At 56.1% G+C, this 18201-nt stretch carries 22 protein-coding genes; 9 read left to right on the forward strand and 13 right to left on the reverse strand.

The window, feature by feature from the left end; all coding sequences use genetic code 11:
- Nucleotides 1-41 precede the first annotated feature (41 nt).
- From AC6CWS_RS23835 to AC6CWS_RS23845, 3 genes are read left to right on the forward strand one after another with little or no spacing between them, the layout of a single operon-like run.
- Nucleotides 42-2099, forward strand: coding sequence for an FUSC family protein (locus tag AC6CWS_RS23835; protein WP_065883869.1), 2058 nt, complete (start codon nucleotides 42-44; stop codon nucleotides 2097-2099).
- Nucleotides 2092-2304, forward strand: a complete 213-nt coding sequence (locus AC6CWS_RS23840) for a DUF1656 domain-containing protein (RefSeq protein ID WP_049014926.1) — start codon at nucleotides 2092-2094, stop codon at nucleotides 2302-2304. The genes AC6CWS_RS23835 and AC6CWS_RS23840 overlap by 8 nt, the downstream gene beginning before the upstream one ends.
- A complete protein-coding gene (locus tag AC6CWS_RS23845) occupies nucleotides 2301-3221 on the forward strand; it encodes an efflux RND transporter periplasmic adaptor subunit (RefSeq protein ID WP_023289218.1) in 921 nt (306 codons plus the stop codon). Before AC6CWS_RS23840 ends, AC6CWS_RS23845 begins: the two co-directional genes overlap by 4 nt.
- On the opposite strand, the gene cydB is transcribed toward AC6CWS_RS23845, so the two are convergent.
- The 6 genes from cydB to AC6CWS_RS23875 form a co-directional block, all read right to left on the reverse strand.
- The gene (gene cydB / locus AC6CWS_RS23850) at nucleotides 3215-4225 is read right to left on the reverse strand and encodes a cytochrome d ubiquinol oxidase subunit II (protein WP_048297273.1); all 1011 of its coding nucleotides are present in this window, start codon (nucleotides 4223-4225) and stop codon (nucleotides 3215-3217) included. The two genes, AC6CWS_RS23845 and cydB, sit on opposite strands and share 7 nt — an antisense overlap.
- A complete protein-coding gene (locus AC6CWS_RS23855; RefSeq protein ID WP_023289216.1) occupies nucleotides 4222-5628 on the reverse strand; it encodes a cytochrome ubiquinol oxidase subunit I in 1407 nt (468 codons plus the stop codon). Before AC6CWS_RS23855 ends, cydB begins: the two co-directional genes overlap by 4 nt.
- A gap of 55 nt (nucleotides 5629-5683) precedes the next feature.
- Nucleotides 5684-6571, reverse strand: a complete 888-nt coding sequence (locus tag AC6CWS_RS23860) for a manganese catalase family protein (protein ID WP_023289215.1) — start codon at nucleotides 6569-6571, stop codon at nucleotides 5684-5686.
- Between the two features lie 15 nt (nucleotides 6572-6586).
- Nucleotides 6587-7093, reverse strand: a complete 507-nt coding sequence (locus tag AC6CWS_RS23865) for a ferritin-like domain-containing protein (RefSeq protein WP_023289214.1) — start codon at nucleotides 7091-7093, stop codon at nucleotides 6587-6589.
- Nucleotides 7094-7119: 26 nt separating this feature from the next.
- Complete coding sequence (locus tag AC6CWS_RS23870) at nucleotides 7120-7614, reverse strand: YciE/YciF ferroxidase family protein (RefSeq protein WP_023289213.1); 495 nt, start codon at nucleotides 7612-7614, stop codon at nucleotides 7120-7122.
- A 90-nt stretch (nucleotides 7615-7704) separates the two neighbouring features.
- Nucleotides 7705-7890: a con-10 family general stress protein gene (locus AC6CWS_RS23875; protein WP_004150795.1), complete on the reverse strand. Its 186-nt coding sequence runs from the start codon at nucleotides 7888-7890 to the stop codon at nucleotides 7705-7707.
- 610 nt (nucleotides 7891-8500) lie between these two features.
- On the opposite strand from AC6CWS_RS23875, the gene AC6CWS_RS23880 reads away from it, so the two are divergent.
- The gene (locus AC6CWS_RS23880) at nucleotides 8501-9694 is read left to right on the forward strand and encodes a zinc-dependent alcohol dehydrogenase (RefSeq protein ID WP_048297271.1); all 1194 of its coding nucleotides are present in this window, start codon (nucleotides 8501-8503) and stop codon (nucleotides 9692-9694) included.
- Nucleotides 9695-9805: 111 nt separating this feature from the next.
- Nucleotides 9806-10033, forward strand: a complete 228-nt coding sequence (locus tag AC6CWS_RS23885) for a DUF1272 domain-containing protein (RefSeq protein ID WP_044522234.1) — start codon at nucleotides 9806-9808, stop codon at nucleotides 10031-10033.
- 54 nt (nucleotides 10034-10087) lie between these two features.
- On the opposite strand, the gene AC6CWS_RS23890 is transcribed toward AC6CWS_RS23885, so the two are convergent.
- Together AC6CWS_RS23890 and AC6CWS_RS23895 are read right to left on the reverse strand one after the other, a co-directional pair.
- On the reverse strand, nucleotides 10088-10633 hold the full coding sequence (locus AC6CWS_RS23890; RefSeq protein ID WP_023289210.1) for a cysteine hydrolase family protein: 546 nt from the start codon (nucleotides 10631-10633) through the stop codon (nucleotides 10088-10090).
- A 291-nt stretch (nucleotides 10634-10924) separates the two neighbouring features.
- Nucleotides 10925-11566, reverse strand: a complete 642-nt coding sequence (locus AC6CWS_RS23895) for a GntR family transcriptional regulator (RefSeq protein ID WP_064154847.1) — start codon at nucleotides 11564-11566, stop codon at nucleotides 10925-10927.
- Between the two features lie 157 nt (nucleotides 11567-11723).
- Here AC6CWS_RS23895 and AC6CWS_RS23900 point away from each other — a divergent pair, with 157 nt between their 5' ends.
- From AC6CWS_RS23900 to AC6CWS_RS23915, 4 genes are all read left to right on the forward strand, one after another.
- Entirely contained in the window at nucleotides 11724-12197 is a 474-nt protein-coding gene (locus AC6CWS_RS23900; RefSeq protein ID WP_023289207.1) for an OsmC family protein, read from the forward strand.
- Between the two features lie 136 nt (nucleotides 12198-12333).
- Nucleotides 12334-12657: an antibiotic biosynthesis monooxygenase family protein gene (locus AC6CWS_RS23905; RefSeq protein WP_065883865.1), complete on the forward strand. Its 324-nt coding sequence runs from the start codon at nucleotides 12334-12336 to the stop codon at nucleotides 12655-12657.
- Nucleotides 12650-13042: an amino acid-binding protein gene (locus tag AC6CWS_RS23910; protein WP_017899009.1), complete on the forward strand. Its 393-nt coding sequence runs from the start codon at nucleotides 12650-12652 to the stop codon at nucleotides 13040-13042. Before AC6CWS_RS23905 ends, AC6CWS_RS23910 begins: the two co-directional genes overlap by 8 nt.
- Entirely contained in the window at nucleotides 13039-13809 is a 771-nt protein-coding gene (locus AC6CWS_RS23915; RefSeq protein WP_065883863.1) for an ArsR/SmtB family transcription factor, read from the forward strand. Before AC6CWS_RS23910 ends, AC6CWS_RS23915 begins: the two co-directional genes overlap by 4 nt.
- 203 nt (nucleotides 13810-14012) lie before the next feature.
- Here the strand turns inward: AC6CWS_RS23915 and AC6CWS_RS23920 are convergent, their stop codons facing one another.
- The 5 genes from AC6CWS_RS23920 to icd form a co-directional block, all read right to left on the reverse strand.
- Complete coding sequence (locus tag AC6CWS_RS23920; RefSeq protein WP_050442631.1) at nucleotides 14013-14444, reverse strand: hypothetical protein; 432 nt, start codon at nucleotides 14442-14444, stop codon at nucleotides 14013-14015.
- An 8-nt stretch (nucleotides 14445-14452) separates the two neighbouring features.
- Nucleotides 14453-14791 (reverse strand): YecR family lipoprotein, encoded by a 339-nt coding sequence (yecR, locus tag AC6CWS_RS23925; protein WP_065883859.1) that lies wholly within the window; start codon nucleotides 14789-14791, stop codon nucleotides 14453-14455.
- Nucleotides 14788-15174, reverse strand: a complete 387-nt coding sequence (locus tag AC6CWS_RS23930; protein WP_065883857.1) for a hypothetical protein — start codon at nucleotides 15172-15174, stop codon at nucleotides 14788-14790. Before AC6CWS_RS23930 ends, yecR begins: the two co-directional genes overlap by 4 nt.
- A gap of 798 nt (nucleotides 15175-15972) precedes the next feature.
- Nucleotides 15973-16239 carry a hypothetical protein gene (locus tag AC6CWS_RS23935; RefSeq protein ID WP_130941825.1) on the reverse strand — a complete coding sequence of 89 codons (267 nt, stop codon included), beginning with the start codon at nucleotides 16237-16239 and terminating at the stop codon, nucleotides 15973-15975.
- Nucleotides 16240-16834: 595 nt separating this feature from the next.
- Nucleotides 16835-18085 (reverse strand): NADP-dependent isocitrate dehydrogenase, encoded by a 1251-nt coding sequence (icd, locus tag AC6CWS_RS23940; RefSeq protein WP_023289166.1) that lies wholly within the window; start codon nucleotides 18083-18085, stop codon nucleotides 16835-16837.
- Nucleotides 18086-18201 lie beyond the last annotated feature (116 nt).

Consider the following 18201-nt stretch of genomic DNA (forward strand, 5'->3'; position numbering starts at 1 on the left):
GAGTATTTCTCCGCAAGCGCAAGCCGGCAATAATCGGCGGCATGAACATCATCCTCTTTCGTCAGGCCCGCTGGCTGCGGGCCGCAGGCGCCGTCGCGCGCCGTTTCATGCCGCAAACACCCTCAGCCGCGCTGCGCAGCGATGGCCAGGCGGTGATCTATGCCGCGAAGAGTTTCGCCGCGGCGATGCTGGCTTACTATCTCGCGCTCTCCATCGGTCTGCAGCGGCCTTCCTGGGCCATCATCACCGTCTATATCGTCTCGCAGACCTCGGCGGGCGCCTCGTTGAGCCGTAGCGTCTATCGGCTGGTCGGGACCGTCGTCGGCGCGGCGGCCACCGTGATCATCGTGCCCACCTTCGTCAACCAGCCGATCCTGTGCAGCGTCGTGCTGGCCCTGTGGATCGCGGGTAGCCTCTGCCTGTCCCTGCTTGAACGCACGCCGCGCGGGTACGCCTTCCTGCTGGCGGGCTACACCGCGAGCCTGATTGGCTTTCCCGCCGTCTCCGCGCCCGGGACGATTTTTGACCTCGCCGTCACCCGGGTGGAAGAGATCGTCATCGGTATCTTATGCGCCGGCCTGATCCATCGCTTCGTGCTGCCGGTGCGCATCGCCGGGCGGTTTAACAGCACGCTGGCACAGACGCTGGCAACCGCCCGCCAGCGGATCGCCGATACGCTGGCAGGCAAGCCGGTGGCGGCGGAAACGCTGCGGCTGGCGCTGAGCCTGCAGTTTCTCCAGGGCATTAACCACCACCTGCCCTGGGATGACGGCCTGTCTGTCCCTCACCGCCAGGCGAGAAAAGCGATCCACGACCGGCTGGCGCGACTGTTGATCGTCAATGGCGAATTGTATGACCGTTTACAGCGGAGCGGGCCGCCACCTGACGACCTGCAGGCGCTGCTGGCGGAGGCAGAGGCCTGGCTGACAGGCCCGCAAGCCGCCAGGTCGGCGCCCTCGGCAGACGGACTTCTCTTCCGCTGCGAGCGGCTCATCGCCCGGTACGCTACTGACGCGCAGACCATGGACGAGGCGCTGCGGCTCAGCCTGGCGCGCCATCTGGCGGAAGCCATCCGCCTCCTGCAGGAGAGCGAGCGGCTGGCGAAGGCGGTTTATCGCCGGCGGTCGCCTGCCCTGCCCCCCGACGCCGGCGCGGCGAAGGGTTATGTTTTCCATCGCGATCCGCTCAGCGCCCTGCGGACTTCCTTCGGCGCCTTCGTCATCATCCTTAGCGGCTGCCTGATCTGGATAGGATCCGCCTGGCCCGATGGCGGCACCGCGGTCTCGATCCTCGGGGTCTGCTGTAGCCTGTTCGCCAGCTTCGACGCGCCGGCGGCGCATCTGGTGAAATACCTGATCGGCTGCGTGTGGGGCGTGCTGTTCAGCCTGCTCTACAGCTTCGTCCTGCTGCCGCAGGTGAACGAATTTGCGCTGCTGGCGGCGGTGCTCGCCCCGGTCTATCTGCTGGCCGGCTCGCTGCAGGCGCGGCCAGCCACCACCTTTATGGCGATGGGCATCACCCTGACGCTGCCGATATTGTGCGAGCTGGGGGCCAGCTACCGCGGCGACTTCGCGACGGCGATCAATACCGCGCTCGCGCTGTTTATCGCCGTCGGTTATGCGGCGTTTGGTATGCGCCTGCTGCAAACCGTGCAGGCGGAAACCGCTATCCGTCGTCTGCTGACGCTGTGCCAGCGCGATATCCGCCGCGCCGCTCGCGGCCGGCTGGCGCACAATGCCCACCGCTGGACCAACCTGATGATCGACCGAACCGCATTACTGCTGCCCCGCCTGCCGCAGAGCGGACCGGCAGCCGGTCAGTTGCTTGACACGATGCTGCGCGATATTCGTACCGGTCTCGCCGTGATCCATCTGCGCCGTCGCTATCAGCAGGCGGACAGTGCGTCGGCGGACGCAGTGCAAGCGCTCCTGGACGCGCTGAACCCGCAGCCGGACATGACGGCCCTGGAGCAACCGGTCAATGCGCTGCTGGCCCAGGCTTTACCGGCGACCGATGCCGCCTCGCGCGAACGTGCGGAAGCGCTCATCGCGCTGTATTGCGCCTTACACCTGCCTGAGGAGAGCCAGAACCATGCGTGACCTCGCGCTGGGCGGGGTATTTTTCCCCGGCCTGCTGATTGTCGGCCTTATCGCCCTGCTCGCTACACTGTTGCTGCAACCGCTTATCTTCTCCGCCCGCGGCCCGGGTCGCCTGCCGTGCCGGCCGCTGTGGGGGCTGTCCCTTTTTATCGCGCTTTTCTTCCTGCTCCTGCAGGGCGTTCACTCGCTGGGGTTATCCGTATGACACTGTATCTGACACTTCTGGGCCGCTATGCCCTGACTTTAGGCGCCGTCGCCGCCGCCGCGCTACTGGCTTTCATTTTCTGGAAACAGGAGGCGCAGACGCCCTGGACCCGCGATGGCCGGATGCGGGCCGACGTGGTGCAGATCGCCCCCAATGTCTCGGGGCCGGTGGCCAGCGTGGCGGTGAAAGACAACCAGTGGGTCAATCGGGGAGAGGTACTCTATACCATCGATCCGCGCTGGCTGAAGCTGGCGGTCAGCAGCGCTCAGGCGGAGGTGGAAGCCCGACGCCAGGAGATGGCGATGCGCCAGGATGCCGCCAGACGTCGGGCGCAGATCCAGGGCGTCATCTCCAGCGAAGATCTGAAACAGACCAACAGCGCGGCCAGCGTCGCGGCCGCTAACTACCAGGGCGCGCTGGCGGCACTGGCGCTGGCGCAGTTGAATGTAGCCCATGCCACCGTGCGGGCGCCGGTATCCGGCTACGTGACCCATCTCCGGCTGCGCCCCGGCGACTATGCCACCGCCGGGGTGACGACAGTCGCCATTATCGATGGTCAGAGCTTCTGGGTGGTGGGGTATTTTGAAGAGACCCGTCTGCGCCACATCCACATTGGCGATACCGCGCACATCACGCTGATGGGCTATGACCCGGTTATTACCGGCCATGTGGAGAGCATCGGGCACGGGATCGGCGATACCAATGATGAAACCGGCGCCCTGGGCCTGCCGCAGGTCGAGCCAACGTTCAGTTGGGTGCGGCTGGCGCAGCGTGTGCCGGTGCGTATCCATATCGATACCCTGCCCGCAGGGGTGGAGCGGGTCGCCGGTCTGTCCGCGACCATTTCGGTCATCCCTGACCGGACGGCGCGGCGCGCCGGCCAATCATCAGTAGCCGACTTGCTGTCCTCTCAGTGATAGCCTTCGCTACCGGACACTTTGCCGCGAAAGACGTAATAGCTCCAGGCGGTATACATCAGGATCACCGGGATGATCAGCAGCGCCCCCGGCAGCATAAATACCTGGCTGGAGGGCGGCGCGGCGGCATCCCACAGGGAGATGTGCGGCGGAATAATGTTCGGCCAGACGCTGATCCCCAGCCCGCTGAAGCCGAGGAATATCAGGCCCAGCGTCAGGATAAAGGGACGAGCGTGGCTGGCGGGGCGCGCGCTCAGGCGCCAGATCCACAGGCTCAGGGTCAGCACCAGGATCGGCACCGGCACGAACCAGAAGAAATTGGGCAGCGTAAACCAGCGTTCCGCCACGTAGCGCCAGCCCAACGGCGTCCAGACGCTGACCACCGCGATCACCGCCATCAGCGCCAGCAGCACCTTGCGAGTCAGTTCGCGCATCCGCTGCTGCAGCGCGCCTTCACTTTTCATGATGAGCCAAGTGGTGCCCAACAGCAGATAGGCCACCACCAGCCCCAGACCGCAGAATAGGTTAAAGGGGGTAAGCCAGTCCAGCGTCGAGCCCGCGAAGCGGCGGTCGGCTACCGCAAAGCCGTTGATAAAGGCGCCGACGACAATCCCCTGGCTGAAGGTCGCCAGCAGCGAGCCGCCGGCGAAGGCATAGTCCCAGAAGGTGCGATGCGAGGGAACCGCTTTAAAACGAAACTCAAACGCCACGCCGCGGAAAATCAGGCCGATGAGCATCGCCGTCAGCGGGATAACCAGCGCATCGGTGATCACCGCGTAAGCCAGCGGAAACGCGCCGAACAGCCCTGCCCCGCCGAGCACCAGCCAGGTCTCATTACCATCCCAGACGGGCGCCACGCTGTTAACCATCACATCGCGCTCTTCGGCGTCATGCACCACGCTGAACAGCATCCCGATGCCTAAATCGAAACCATCCATCACGATATACATCAACGTGGCGAAGACAATGATGACAAACCAAATCACCGAGATATCGATGCTCATGATGCGTTCTCCTCATCCCGCACCGGCTCTGCCGCCGAGAGCGGACGCGCCGGGGTGCCTGCGGTTTGCGAGGTCAGCTCCGTCACCGGCTGCGGCCCTTTTTTGATAAGCCGGAAGATATAGTAATACCCCACGCCAAACACCGCGCAGTAGACCACGATAAACACCAGCAGGCTGATAGCCATCTGCAGCGTACTGTGCAACGACACCGCGTCCCGGGTGCGCAGCAAACCGTAGATCACCCACGGCTGACGGCCCATCTCGGTGGTCACCCACCCGGCGACCAGCGCAATAAGACCGGCGGGCCCCATACAGAGCGCAAACCACTGGAAGGGACGCGAATGGTACAGCCGCCGACGATAGCGCAGCCAGGCGCTGCAGATCCCTAAGGCGATCATCAACACGCCCATCCCAACCATGATACGGAACGACCAGAACACGGCGGGCGAATAGGGCCGGTCCTCTTTCGGGAAATCTTTCAGGGCCGGCACCTGCTTATGCAGGCTGTGGGTGAGGATCAGGCTGCCCAGCGCCGGGATCTCCAGGCCATAGCGGGTCCGCTCCTCTTCCATATCCGGCAGGCCAAACAGTAACAGCGGGGTGGCCTCGCCCGGCCGGTTTTCCCAGTGTCCTTCAATCGCCGCAATCTTCGCCGGCTGATGCTCAAGGGTGTTAAGGCCATGCATATCCCCCACCACCGCCTGGATGGGCGCCACCAGCAGCGCCATCCACATCGCCATCGACAGCATTTTGCGGATGGCCGGCGAGTCGTTGCCGCGCAGCAGATGCCAGGCGGCGGAGGCCCCGACGAACATGGCGCTGCTAAGAAACGCGGCGATCGCCATATGGAACAAGCGATACGGGAATGAGGGGTTAAAGATAATCGCCAGCCAGTCCTGCGGGATAAGGTGGCCATTTTCGAGGGTAAAACCCTGCGGCGTCTGCATCCAGCTATTGGAGGCGAGGATCCAGAAGGTGGAGACCAGGGTGCCAAGGGCTACCATGCAGGTGGTAAAAAAATGCAGCGCCGGCGGCACCTTGCTCCAGCCGAACAGCATCACGCCGAGGAATCCCGCTTCGAGGAAGAAGGCGGTCAGCACTTCATACAGCAGCAGCGGGCCGGTAATACTGCCGGCAAACTGGGAGAATCCGCTCCAGTTGGTGCCGAACTGATAGGACATGACTAATCCGGAAACCACGCCCATGCCAAAATTGACGGCGAAAATTTTCAGCCAGAAGTTGTAGAGCGAGCGCCAGACGTTATCCCGGGTTCGCAGCCACATCCCTTCCAGCACCACAAGGTAGCTGGCAAGGCCGATGGTGATGGCCGGAAACAGAATATGGAAGGAAACGGTAAAGGCAAATTGCAGTCGGGCCAGATGAAACGCGTCAAATTCAAACATAATCCGCACCCATCATTATGAAACGCCCCGGCCGCAGCCGGGGCTTATGCGAACATCACTTAGCCGATGATGAGGTGTTTTGCTTACCGGCGCCCAGTTCAGCGCCGGTCAAAGGATCACCCTGCGGGTCAGACTCTGTTCGCTTCAGCATCGCTTTGCACAGCGCTTCCTGCTCCGGCGTCAGGCCGACAGAGGCGCTGCCATCTCCGCCATCCACGGCCGGCTGCGGATCCTTGACATAATCGAAGTGTTTGTCACTGTTCCAGCTGCCGCGTACTTCTCCACCTTCAGACATATTGTAGTAGGTGTTCGCGTACTCGCTAATGGGCGGCAGTTTGCCCGGCGGATAGTTGTTGCGAATTGACTGCAGCGCCTTCTCAAAAGAGAGCTGATGCGCCGCTTCGCGGGTCATCAGGAACGCCAGCGCGTCTTTTACGCCGGGATCGTCGGTCACGTTGATCAACCGTTCATAGACGATCTTCGCCCTCGCCTCCGCCGCGACGTTTGACCGCAGGTCGGCGGTGGGTTCGCCGATAGTATCAATGTAGGCCGCCGTCCACGGCACGCCCGCCGAATTGGTCAGCGGGGTACCGCCGCCGTACAGTAACGACGTAATATGGCTGTCGTTGCCGTTGGCGGTGAGCGAACGATAGAGTTCCGCCTCGCTTTCGGTGCCCTCCGCCAGCGCCCCTTTGGCGCCTTTATTTAGCATGCCGACCAGGGTGCCAATGATCTCCAGATGGCTCAGCTCCTCTGTCGCGATATCCATCAGCATGTCTTTGCGGCCGGGATCGTCATCGCTTAATCCCTGAGTGAAATAACGACACGCGGCGGCCAGCTCGCCCTGAGGGCCGCCAAACTGTTCGAGCAGTAAATTCGCGAGCCCCGGATTGGGTTCAGCAACGCGCACGGTATACTGCAGTTGTTTCACATGACGAAACATAGGCCTGCCTCCTGGTTATTTTTTCGCTTCTACGCCGTCAGCATCTGAACGCAGGAGAAATTGCTCCGTAGTCTGAGGAATATGTTTGATCAGCCAGTCGGCCATGGCCTGCTCTTCCGCCAGGATGGCCTCAATGGCCGGAATGGAGGCGGTATCGCCCGCTTTTTCAGCCGCCGCCAGCAGAGAGGTATAGCAGGCGATCTCAAACTGCTCGAAGACGTACCCGCTGATCGAGCCTTTGACTATTTCATCGGAAGGAAACATCCCGCCGATGGACTGGCCGAGAGCCGCCATTTTACTCATTGAATCTTTAATCACCGAGCGCGAAATCTCGTTGCGGTCGAGGATCTCTTCCAGCACGGTAATTTGCCGTTTGGTCTCATTAATATGCTGTTCGATTCTGGCACGGAGATCCGGATAATTATCGATACGGCCAGCCATTGATTCCAGCATGGATTCTGCCTGTTTTTCCATGGCATGCGCATCTCGTAGCCAGTCATGATAATGTTCAATGTGATTCATCGTGATTTCCTCGTGTCAGGGAGCGTTTATTTTTCTGCTTTTTTATTAATATTACCTACCGCCAGGTCGGTTAATTTCACATCGGTTTGTTTTTCTTCTTCCAGGGTTTCGGCCAGCAGTTTGACCGCTTTTTTATAACCCAGCTGTTCCGCCAGGGTCACCAGGGTACCGTAACTGGCAATTTCGTAATGCTCGACCTTTTGCGCAGCGGCAATTAACGCGGCATCACGTACTTCATTTTTTTCCGTGCTCTCAACGACTTCATTGGCCTCTTCAATTAATCCTTCCATGGCCACGCATTTCATGCGTTTGATTTTCAGACCGGATTCCTGCTCAACGATCTGGTCGATACGTTCAATCTGGCCCTGGGTTTCTTCAAGATGAGCATTGAACGCCGCGCTGAGTTTTTCACTGGACGCCGCTCTGGCCAGTTTAGCCAGCCCGCGGGTTAATTGTTTCTCTGCGCTGTAGGTATCTGAGAGCAGGTGAATAAATACATCTTCAATGCTTTTCATATTCATAGAAATACCTTCTGGAGTCAGAAAATAACTGCGAGCCCGTGACAGACTCGCAGGAGATACTTTCACTTCAGGGTGCAAGGAAAAGGATAATCAGGAATTATCAGACTTGCGGCCACCGCCGTGGCTGTTTTGTCCGCCTTTTTTACCCGCTTCGGACGCACGCTGCGGATCATTTTTAAAGTTCCCGCCGCTGTGCTGACCACCTTTACGACCTGCTTCAGAAGCTTTTTCACGGTCTTCAGCAAAATTACCGGAACCACCACGATGCTCTGCCATATTTTCACCTCATGTATATCGGTTATGTCAGTACGATACGAAAATATTCCGTATCACTCGTCGTTCGATATTTAAATCTAGCGGGTAATGCTGGTTAGTCAAATTATTATCCGGTGTTTCCGATACCTTTTAGCAGCAATTCGGAATAATTCTATAAAACACATCAAAAACAACCAGACGGCACATTTCGGCTAACCCCCTGTGTTCAGGGAAATAATGCGTACCCCCCCCCCGTGCGGCAAACAATTATTTATACCGGCGGGTTACTCCCGTTGGGTTATATAACGAAGCGGCAGTATTGCCTGTAGCCCGACCGAAATTAGGAATTTTTCTTGTTTTTAAGGCAAAAAAAAAGCCGCTGGGGAAGCGGCTGGAAAATAAAATGGAGCGAATATCATGCCCGATTAAGCCTGGCATATTCAGGGGAAACAGGCAAATAACGCCAATAAATAAGCGAAGCGTGGCATATATTCAGCGACTGGAATATCACGCAGTTCCATTATTAGTACTCTACGCTTTATTTTCACGGTGGTTTATCGGCGGCATTAGCGTCAGGTCACTTTGCCTTTGCGCCTGATGCGATCAGCCATTCTCTCCAGGAGAAGACTCTATGAAAGCACTCACTTATCATGGCCCCCATCATGTCAGCGTTGACACCATGCCTGACCCATCCCTTGAGGCGCCGGACGATATTATTCTGCGCGTCACGGCGACGGCGATCTGCGGTTCCGATCTGCACCTTTACCGCGGAAAGATCCCCGGCACGCACCATGGTGATATTTTCGGCCATGAATTTATGGGGGAAGTGGTGGACGCCGGTTCGGACGTCACCGCGGTTCGTAAAGGCGATCGGGTGGTTATCCCGTTTGTCATTGCCTGCGGAGACTGCTTCTTTTGTCGCCTGCAGCAATATGCCGCCTGCGAAAGCACCAATAGCGGCCAGGGGGCGACGCTCAATCGCAAAGGTATTTCGCCACCCGCGGCGCTGTTTGGCTATAGTGATTTGTACGGCGGGATCCCCGGCGGCCAGGCGGAATATGTGCGGGTTCCCAAAGCTAATACCGGCCCGTTTAAAGTGCCGGACACCTTACCCGATGAAAAGGTGCTGTTTCTGTCGGATATTCTGCCCACCGCCTGGCAGGCGGTAAAAAACGCCGAGGTCAAACCCGGCAGCAGCGTGGCTATTTTTGGCGCCGGCCCGGTTGGCCTGCTGTGCGCCTCCTGCGCCAGGCTCAATGGCGCAGAGCAGATATTCATCATCGATCATAACGATTACCGACTCGACTTCGCGCAGCAGCGCTATGGCGCGATCCCGATAAACTTCGACCACCATGACGACCCGGCGCAGTGGATTATCGACAACACCGCCGGCCATCGCGGCGTCGACGCGGTGATTGACGCCGTCGGCTTCGAGGCGAAAGGCAGCCTCACGGAAACCGTCCTCAGCACCCTGAAAATCGAGGGCAGCAGCGGGAAAGCGCTGCGCCAGTGCATCGCCGCCGTGCGCCGCGGCGGCATCGTCAGCGTGCCCGGGGTTTACGCCGGTTTCATTCACGGATTTATGTTTGGCGATGCCTTTGATAAGGGGCTGACCTTCAAAATGGGGCAAACCCACGTCCATGCCTGGTTGCCGGATCTGCTGGCGCTAATTGAGCAAGGGTTGCTCACCCCGGAGGAGATTATCACGCACCATATGCCGCTGGAGGAGGCCGCGCGCGGCTATCAGATCTTTGAGAAGCGTGAAGAGGCATGCCGCAAAGTGATCCTCGTGCCGGGGATGCAGCCCGGAAAGGCAACGCTTTGAGGCGGAGGTTAACGCAGCGAAACCCCTCGGCGGCCAGTGCGGGCCGTGATATAAAAACAGTATCCGCTGGCCCGCCGTGGCGGATACCGCCATTAACCACAGGAGAAGGTCATGCTCGAGTTACGCCCGAATTGCGAATGCTGTGATAAAGATCTGCCGCCAGACTCACCCGAAGCGTTTATCTGTTCGTTCGAGTGTACCTTTTGCCAGGACTGCATGACGGCCCGGCTGAACGGCCATTGCCCGAACTGCGGCGGCGAGCTGGTGCGGCGCCCGGTGCGTCCCGAAGAGGCGCTCCGGCGTCACCCCGCCTCCACCCTGCGTCGCCCTACGCAGTAAAACCGGATGAGCAGGCGTCGCGAACGGGAGCCCTCAGGCTCCCTTTCTTCACCCTTATTTCTCTGCCGAAAAGCGCCACTCTGCCGCGGTCGACAGCGTCACAAAGGGCCCCGCAAGGGTGACATTGTGATGGCCAATGATGTCAGGCGCTGATAAACGTTCGTTATCCATGGTTGAGTGCGCATCCGAGATTAACACCGTCCGTAATCCCAGCGCCGATGCCGCTCGGCAGGTCGTGTCCACGCAGAATTCGGTTTTCATCCCGGCAATAACCAGCTGTTTTACGCCGGCCTGGGCGAGCTGATGCTCAAGGTCAGTTTGCTGGAAACAGGAGGGGTATTTTTTAATCAAAACGATATCCCGCTCGCAGTTAACCCCCATCTCAGGCAGCAGTTGGGTTAATGGACTTTGCGCGGAGAACGGAGAGTCGTCAGGTCCGGTATGGCGGGCAAAGAAGACTGGCACCTCAGCCTGTCTCGCTTTTTCAATCAGCAGGCAAACGTTCGCCAGAAGCGCATCGGCCTGATACGGGGAAACCGGGCCACGGAAAAGCCCCTGCTGCATATCGATAATTAACAGGGCATGTTCAGATGAAATCATGATGGGTCTCCATTCAGTCTGTCACGAACGGAGAAGACGCTCCCCGTCCACATTGGCGGGGAGTGAGGATCTGTTTGTCAGGAGCCGGTCACAGATACGCCCACACCACCGCAGGTTACGGTCGTGGTGGTGACGGTGGTGGTTGGCTGCACTGACGTAATCATTATCTGACCTTCACTTATTTCTTTACAGATAAAACATAAGCGCCATTATAACGGCTCTTTTCTTATAGCATTGAGCTGAGACGGATTGCAATTTATGCCTGAACATCGCAGCCGCTTTACGCAACCATTAACGGCTTACAATATAGGCGCGAAGGGTTTCGCCTGCTGAAAGAATATGTTTCACGGTATATGCCCGAGCCTCCTGTGGATTATTTTGCTGGCAGGCCATCAGGATCTGCTGATGCTCATCCTGGAATTTCAGCGTATCCGACAGCAGTCTGTTCTGAAAAAGCTCATATCTTTCAATCTGCTCGCGCAATTCACCGATCATCTTCAACAGGCGCTGATTGTTACACTTCCGATACAGCAGTTCATGAAACTCCCGGTTATACCTCCCCTGCTGCTCGGGTTCAGAAGCGCTGCTCAGCAGCTGATGCACCAGCTCTGCCCGGGCAAGCGTTTCCGGGTCCATATTCTTCAGGCTATGAAAAATGGCTTCACCTTCCAGGAGTGCCCGCAGCTGATAAATTTCATCGACATCTGCGGCCGTCAGCGTTTTCACCACCGCGCCACGATTTCTGTAAATCTCAACCAGACCTTCGCGCTCAAGCTGCTGTATCGCTTCTCTCATTGGGATACGGCTGACAGAAAACTGGCAGGCCAGGTCGCGCTCCACAAGCCGGTCGCCATCTCGCAATGCCCCCTTGTTGATTAAGATTTTTAACTCACTGGCAAGGATGTCGGCGGTCGAACGGGTAGCAGCGTTCATTTGGCTCTCTTTACATCATTCATAAATGGTATACCATTATGCCATTCTAGCCAACGTCATGACAACCTTGCGATTCTACCTGCAGCTTCGTTCAGGCAATGCACCTGGACGATACCGCAGTGAAGAAATTCATCCCTCTATAGAGAAAGGCAAACCAATGGAACACGCTTATACCAGTCACATCACATGGACCGGCAATCAGGGCACGGGTACCTCGGGTTACAAGGCTTATGCCCGAACCTGGGATATCGCGGTAAAGGGAAAAGAACCTATTCATTGTTCAAATGATCCATTACTGGGCGGCGATCCCGGCAAAATGAACCCGGAAGATCTCCTGCTCTCTTCTCTCTCTGCCTGTCACATGCTGTGGTACTTACATCTGGCCTCAGATGCCGGCATTACGGTCATGGAATATCAGGACTCGCCGGTGGCAACGGGTGAAGTATTAAAAGGGGGCGCGGGTCGCTTTATTTCTGCTACCCTCAGGCCGAAAATCACCGTATTACCAGGTACCGATCTCGACGCCGCCGCGGCCATTCATCAGCAGATCCATCACGTCTGTTTTATCGCCCGCTCGGTCAATTTCCCGGTCAGCTACCAGCCTGAATTTATTATCTTTAACGCAGAGTAACTCGTTTCTGGCGCGGTCATCCGGCGCTCAGGAAATGTGGCTGGGGTATCCAACCTCAGCCACACTTCGCTGCACACCGAAGCATCCTGCTCTGGCCGTCATTAGACTGCAGGGAAATTCACCACGGAGCAGACTTATGATTGCGGTACTTTTTGAGGCCGACGCCTTACCGGAAGCACAGGAAAGATATCTTCAACTGGCGGCCGGGCTGACGCCTTTGCTTTCAGACACGCCGGGGTTTATCGCCATCGAGCGCTTTCAGAGCCTGAATTCGCCCGGCAAAATCCTTTCGTTATCCTGGTGGGAAGATGAAACATCGGTGGCCAACTGGCAGCAAAATGAGCGGCATCTGGCTGCCCAGCGCGAAGGCAAAGCATCGATTTTTTCATATTACAGAATACGCGTTGCCCGCGTGTTCCGGGATTACTCATCGGATCGGGGAGCACAGCCAGATGTATGATATTCACGTCATTCTCAGCAACACGCCGGGCTCGCTGGGCGCAATGGGTATAGCGCTGGGCAACAACGGTGTGGGTCTCGAAGGTGGTGGGGTATTCACCACGCCTGATGCCGGACATGCGCATTTTCTGGTGGAAGACGGTGAGACAGCCCGCAGGGTGCTGACCGAGGCCGGATTTACGGTCAGCGATGTATGCCGTCCTCTGATACGCAAGTTACCCCAGGAACGACCCGGGGAACTGGGGGACATTGCCGACACCCTGGCCCGCAACGGTATTAATATTCTGGTACAGTACAGCGACCACCGTAACCGGCTCATTCTCCTTACCGATGATGACACCCGGGCAGCGGAAGTGACCAAAAAATGGGCCATACTTTCTGAATGAATCTCCTCAAAACGCAGCAAGACAGTGAGCCAGAGGCGGCACTGGAAACCGCGATGGCGATGGTGGCCTCAGCCCTCTCCGACCCGTCAAGGGTCAGTATTCTCTGCGCGCTGATGGACGGGCGCGCATGGACGGCGACCGAGCTCAGCACGGTCGCCGAGGTCTCCGCCTCCACCACCAGCGGACATCTTGCCCGGCTGCTCAGCAACGGGCTGGTGGTGTGTCTCGCGCAGGGGCGCCACCGCTATTACCGCCTGGCGGGCCCGCATATCGCCGGGCTGCTGGAAAACCTGATGGGCGTCTCAATGCAGGCGCATAAGGCGCTGGCCACCAGCACGCCGGTTACGCTTCGCTACGCCCGCACCTGCTACGACCATCTGGCGGGCGAACTGGCGGTGAATATTTATGAGTTTATGCTGCGGGAAAAATGGCTGACGGCCGATGGGCAGTCCCTGACGTCAGCCGGTAAAACCCAGCTTGAAAGCCTGGGCGCAGTACTTAACGCTCGACCGCGACGTAAGCCTTGCTGCCCCTGTCTTGACTGGAGCGAAAGACGTTTTCATCTGGGAGGCGACGCCGGATCGGCGCTGTTGGCGCTGTTTGAGCAAAAAGGATGGATAACCCGCGCGCCGGGATATCGGGAAGTGCAAGTGACGGATAGCGGCAGAGCGGCGCTGTCCCGGCTGTTTAATCTCAAAGATAGCATCCGCGGATTAGACTATGTTGAGCCACCAGAAAACGTTAATCATAGTGAGCGCAACGCATAGATTACTCACATTTTTTCTGGCGTACCTGCAGAAAATGGTTTAGTTCCGGGCACCCTTTTTCAGCTCCAGCATATATTTATTGCCGACGCTGCCGAGCTCAAAATTAAACACTAGCTTCGTATTACCTGCTTTCTCCACTCGCGACACTGGAGGAAGCGGTGGTGTAAAAAAACCCGCCGCAGCGGGTCTTTTTTCCGGGCAGCCTATCGGCCGATAGTGCCGCCGGTATCGTTCGCATCGTTGAACCAAGTTCCTAGCTCATTACCGTGCGTGCTGGTGATGGAGAATTGTGCCTCCTGCACGGAAAACAGCAGCACGCCGTTGACGACCCGCGGGCGCTCCGCCAGGTGGCCGTTGTAACGCACCTCATGGGGCTTCACCACAATGATTTTGTTGCCAATGCGCTGACCATTCCGAAGGAAAACGGAGTAGGTACCAGCGAATTTCGAAAAGTTCTGGCTCTTCTTCGCTTCTGCGGCGTTTTGCGCTTTAGTTTTGTGGATGTCGCAGCCCTGCCCGGCGTTCATCTCATTGCATCCGGAGCGCTCCAGCTGTTCGCGATATTTAGCGTTAATGGCGTGTGCCGGTGCTGCAGCGACGGTCGCCAGGGTGATTGCTATCATCAATTTTTTCATTATTTTCTCTATTGTTGGATCTTGCCACTACACATGTACAGTTTTGACACTTCGCCTTTCAGGCAACCGCGGATGAATATATTCGTCTCGGAGCATTCAGTTTTGGCGAGTTCATCGACAGCCTCCGCGCCGGTGTACCCCCATTTTTTGCAGATTGCCGCCGCCTTCTCCTGCGCGCCGTTAAAGGTCGGCGTGAAGTTAGCAGGCTGGCTACCGTTTAGCAGGTACGAAAATTTAACGGTAGCGTCAGCGCGGCTCGGGTTAGTGACGCCCATTGGAGGGGGAACGGCACACCCGGCCAGCGCCGTCGTCAGTGCTACGCCAGAAAGCGTCTTCAGGATGTTCATCTTTTTGCCTCTTCATTAACGGCGTTGTTTTCTTGATGCAATTCAGCGCGGCGTTGCTCATAAAACGCATGAACATCGGCAGGTTGAGCATCCCACAATGCTCTCATTTTCCGGGCATAATTGTCAGCGCAGACACGGCGCTCTTTCTCATACCCGCGGGAGACCGCGACACGCGCTTCACCTTCAACCCGGACAGAGCCATACAACTGGCCATGATATTTCTTGTTAGCGATCTCCTCGCAGCGCAGTAGCGCTTTGTTGTAAAGGCTCCTGGTTTCGCGAAACTTCGCGACGTGCTTTTCCTGATCGTTTATTTGGTTTACGGTGCAACCAACCAGTGCGCAAGCTAACAGCAGCGCGGTGGGGGGGATTTTCTTCATCATATAGTTGTGTTTCCATGTGGTTATATTCAAATTTATAAATCAGTGCTTCAACGGTCGACTGTCGATCCAGGCTGATACGCTCTTCGTTCCAGTAGATGAATCACCAAGCAACAGACCCAGCACGTCTCCTGCCGCATACAGCGTTGCTTTCGACTATGAGCCCATGAATCAACTGCAGGCCTTGGTAGCAAATAACGTGAGCGGCCCCTGATATCTCATTTGCCTCACTTCTCATCTGCGCAATGACATCCCCAAAAGCAGGGCTAGCCAGGAATAACATCGTGACAACAATGAAGGTATTAATCCTTTTCCATTTATAATCCTGTATTTTTGATAAGGGTTGGATGTTTCAAGTGTCTGGCTTTTACTTTTCCCGTACTCGTAAGATCGGGCAATTGTCAGCAAAAAGAATGAGAACACAAAGTTATTAACTTGTGAAATGTGTTTTTTTATTGAGGTAATGTCAATACATCGCTTTATCGATGATTAATTTCTCGCCACGGGAAGATGCATAACTCTAGTATGTTTTGTTATCTCTATTCCTGCCACCCCAGTATAAGCTTCATCTTATCATATCGGAATGGGGCAAGACTTACAGATTAACCCCATGAAGCTCATTGCGTGTTTTATTGCCCACTGATAAATAATATGCATTCACATTAATTACCCCTGTGATAATTCATGATAACATAAGCAAGTTTTATCAAAATAATGATATAAAAAGCTAACCACCACCGGCTCAAGTACCGCCATGCCACACGTACTGTAAAAGGCAGCGACGGATGACCGACGGAGTCCTCAGGCTTGTTTTTCATTAGCGACACCCAGCGCATAAAATAATTCATCACTGATCTTTGCGAAGCTTTTTTGCAATTCAAAAAGGTTGTGTAATTCGGTGCAAATGGTTGGATTATATTTATTGTTAATAGCTATGATTAGATGTGTTAACTCACATTCAATAACAGCACACAAAAAATTAATATTTGCATTAAATTCTGACGGGCGTTCGACTGGAAACTGTGCGAGCGTGACCGATGGAACGGAAGCGCCTGTTGTATTATTCATGTTGTATCATCATTAATTATTTTCGAGAGGAAGACCCAATAAACATTTAATTATTTTGCAGCATAAAATAAGGCTAAACGACCTATTCTTCAAGAAATATCTCATTAATTTTTGTGTGGATTACAAAATATTCCACCAAATATCCGGCGATTCTTTTCTTCTTCAGGTTTAAATGCGCCCCGTTTATCCCCTTCCTCGTGCAACCATGTGTACAAAGTGTCGACTGAAGTTGCATGCTTGCGGCAGAGGTCTCTGGCAGAACTGACTGCTTCAACTGCGTGAAAAATAGGGATGATCGATTTATGGGAGCATTGCGTCTTCATTGGGTTGCCCTCATGTAATTTATAATGTTGTGGCTCACATCGCGGATGTATTAACCAATGGGGAGACCAGTCAATGTGCTCGTACATAAAACGCAATAGCAAAGGATAGGTCACCTGGTGATCGAGGTAAGGAGTGGAAAGAAGTGGCCTTATGAGGTTTTTCGGGAGGGGTTTTGATAACTTGTTTTGATAAAATTTTGTTAACCGTTCGAAAACTAATAATAAAAACGGGAACCACCAGGTTCCCGTTCTGACATAATCTGGGGGCCAGATTACATGTTCGCGATAATCGCGTCGCCAAACTCGCTACATTTCAGCAGTTTAGCGCCTTCCATCAGACGTTCGAAGTCATAGGTCACGGTCTTGGCGGCGATAGCGCCTTCCATGCCTTTGACGATCAGGTCTGCGGCTTCGAACCACTGCATGTGGCGCAGCATCATTTCTGCGGACAGGATGATGGAGCCCGGGTTCACTTTGTCCTGGCCTGCATACTTCGGAGCAGTACCGTGAGTCGCTTCGAACAGCGCGCACTCGTCGCCGATGTTGGCGCCCGGGGCGATACCGATACCGCCAACCTGTGCCGCCAGCGCGTCAGAGATGTAGTCGCCGTTGAGGTTCATACAGGCGATAACGTCGTATTCCGCCGGACGCAGCAGGATCTGCTGCAGGAAGGCATCGGCGATCACGTCTTTTACCACGATCTCTTTGCCGGTGTTCGGGTTCTTGATTTTCACCCACGGGCCGCCGTCGATCAGCTCGCCGCCGAACTCTTCGCGAGCCAGCTGGTAGCCCCAGTCTTTGAACGCGCCTTCGGTGAACTTCATGATGTTGCCTTTGTGAACGATGGTCACAGAGTCACGATCGTTGGTGATCGCATACTCAATGGCTGCACGAACCAGGCGTTTGGTGCCTTCTTCAGAGCACGGCTTGATGCCGATGCCGCAATGTTCCGGGAAGCGAATTTTCTTCACGCCCATCTCATCGCGCAGGAATTTGATCACTTTGTCTGCTTCTGCAGAGTCGGCTTTCCACTCGATGCCGGCATAGATATCTTCGGAGTTTTCACGGAAGATAACCATGTCGGTCAGTTCCGGGTGCTTAACCGGGCTCGGAGTGCCCTGGTAGTAACGTACCGGACGCAGGCAAACGTAGAGATCCAGCTCCTGACGCAGCGCCACGTTCAGGGAACGAATGCCGCCGCCGACTGGGGTCGTCAGAGGACCTTTGATAGCAACGCGGTAGTCACGAATCAGATCGAGGGTTTCAGCTGGCAGCCAGACATCCTGGCCATAGACGTGGGTCGATTTCTCACCGGTGTAAACTTCCATCCAGGAAATTTTACGCTCGCCCTTATAGGCTTTCTCAACGGCGGCATCAACCACTTTCAGCATCGCTGGGGTAACGTCAACGCCGATACCGTCACCTTCAATGAACGGGATAATCGGATTATGAGGGACGTTCAGTTTGCCGTTTTGCAGGGTGATTTTTTGACCTTCCGCCGGAACTACTACTTTGCTTTCCATTAACCTCTCCTTCGAGCGCTTCTGGTTCTGCTCTTCCCTCTTCACGCGAGCCTGGTGTTGGCTGAGTCGGCCAGCTTCGGAGTACCGGGTCTTCCCGCTAACCGGAGCTATCGCGT

The sequence above is a fragment of the Klebsiella sp. M041 genome (assembly GCF_059759695.1).

What these genes read in the sequence shown, in the direction of transcription:
- AC6CWS_RS23900 (WP_023289207.1), top strand. Translation starts at nt 11,724, where the DNA reads ATGGAACACGCTTATACCAGTCACATCACATGGACCGGCAATCAGGGC.
- AC6CWS_RS23895 (WP_064154847.1), bottom strand. Translation starts at nt 11,566, where the DNA reads ATGAACGCTGCTACCCGTTCGACCGCCGACATCCTTGCCAGTGAGTTA.
- AC6CWS_RS23935 (WP_130941825.1), bottom strand. Translation starts at nt 16,239, where the DNA reads ATGAATAATACAACAGGCGCTTCCGTTCCATCGGTCACGCTCGCACAG.
- yecR (WP_065883859.1), bottom strand. Translation starts at nt 14,791, where the DNA reads ATGAACATCCTGAAGACGCTTTCTGGCGTAGCACTGACGACGGCGCTG.
- AC6CWS_RS23890 (WP_023289210.1), bottom strand. Translation starts at nt 10,633, where the DNA reads ATGATTTCATCTGAACATGCCCTGTTAATTATCGATATGCAGCAGGGG.
- icd (WP_023289166.1), bottom strand. Translation starts at nt 18,085, where the DNA reads ATGGAAAGCAAAGTAGTAGTTCCGGCGGAAGGTCAAAAAATCACCCTG.
- AC6CWS_RS23920 (WP_050442631.1), bottom strand. Translation starts at nt 14,444, where the DNA reads ATGAAAAAATTGATGATAGCAATCACCCTGGCGACCGTCGCTGCAGCA.
- AC6CWS_RS23845 (WP_023289218.1), top strand. Translation starts at nt 2,301, where the DNA reads ATGACACTGTATCTGACACTTCTGGGCCGCTATGCCCTGACTTTAGGC.
- AC6CWS_RS23835 (WP_065883869.1), top strand. Translation starts at nt 42, where the DNA reads ATGAACATCATCCTCTTTCGTCAGGCCCGCTGGCTGCGGGCCGCAGGC.
- AC6CWS_RS23875 (WP_004150795.1), bottom strand. Translation starts at nt 7,890, where the DNA reads ATGGCAGAGCATCGTGGTGGTTCCGGTAATTTTGCTGAAGACCGTGAA.
- AC6CWS_RS23860 (WP_023289215.1), bottom strand. Translation starts at nt 6,571, where the DNA reads ATGTTTCGTCATGTGAAACAACTGCAGTATACCGTGCGCGTTGCTGAA.
- AC6CWS_RS23915 (WP_065883863.1), top strand. Translation starts at nt 13,039, where the DNA reads ATGAATCTCCTCAAAACGCAGCAAGACAGTGAGCCAGAGGCGGCACTG.
- AC6CWS_RS23880 (WP_048297271.1), top strand. Translation starts at nt 8,501, where the DNA reads ATGAAAGCACTCACTTATCATGGCCCCCATCATGTCAGCGTTGACACC.
- AC6CWS_RS23870 (WP_023289213.1), bottom strand. Translation starts at nt 7,614, where the DNA reads ATGAATATGAAAAGCATTGAAGATGTATTTATTCACCTGCTCTCAGAT.
- AC6CWS_RS23855 (WP_023289216.1), bottom strand. Translation starts at nt 5,628, where the DNA reads ATGTTTGAATTTGACGCGTTTCATCTGGCCCGACTGCAATTTGCCTTT.
- AC6CWS_RS23885 (WP_044522234.1), top strand. Translation starts at nt 9,806, where the DNA reads ATGCTCGAGTTACGCCCGAATTGCGAATGCTGTGATAAAGATCTGCCG.
- AC6CWS_RS23910 (WP_017899009.1), top strand. Translation starts at nt 12,650, where the DNA reads ATGTATGATATTCACGTCATTCTCAGCAACACGCCGGGCTCGCTGGGC.
- AC6CWS_RS23905 (WP_065883865.1), top strand. Translation starts at nt 12,334, where the DNA reads ATGATTGCGGTACTTTTTGAGGCCGACGCCTTACCGGAAGCACAGGAA.
- AC6CWS_RS23930 (WP_065883857.1), bottom strand. Translation starts at nt 15,174, where the DNA reads ATGATGAAGAAAATCCCCCCCACCGCGCTGCTGTTAGCTTGCGCACTG.
- AC6CWS_RS23840 (WP_049014926.1), top strand. Translation starts at nt 2,092, where the DNA reads ATGCGTGACCTCGCGCTGGGCGGGGTATTTTTCCCCGGCCTGCTGATT.
- cydB (WP_048297273.1), bottom strand. Translation starts at nt 4,225, where the DNA reads ATGAGCATCGATATCTCGGTGATTTGGTTTGTCATCATTGTCTTCGCC.
- AC6CWS_RS23865 (WP_023289214.1), bottom strand. Translation starts at nt 7,093, where the DNA reads ATGAATCACATTGAACATTATCATGACTGGCTACGAGATGCGCATGCC.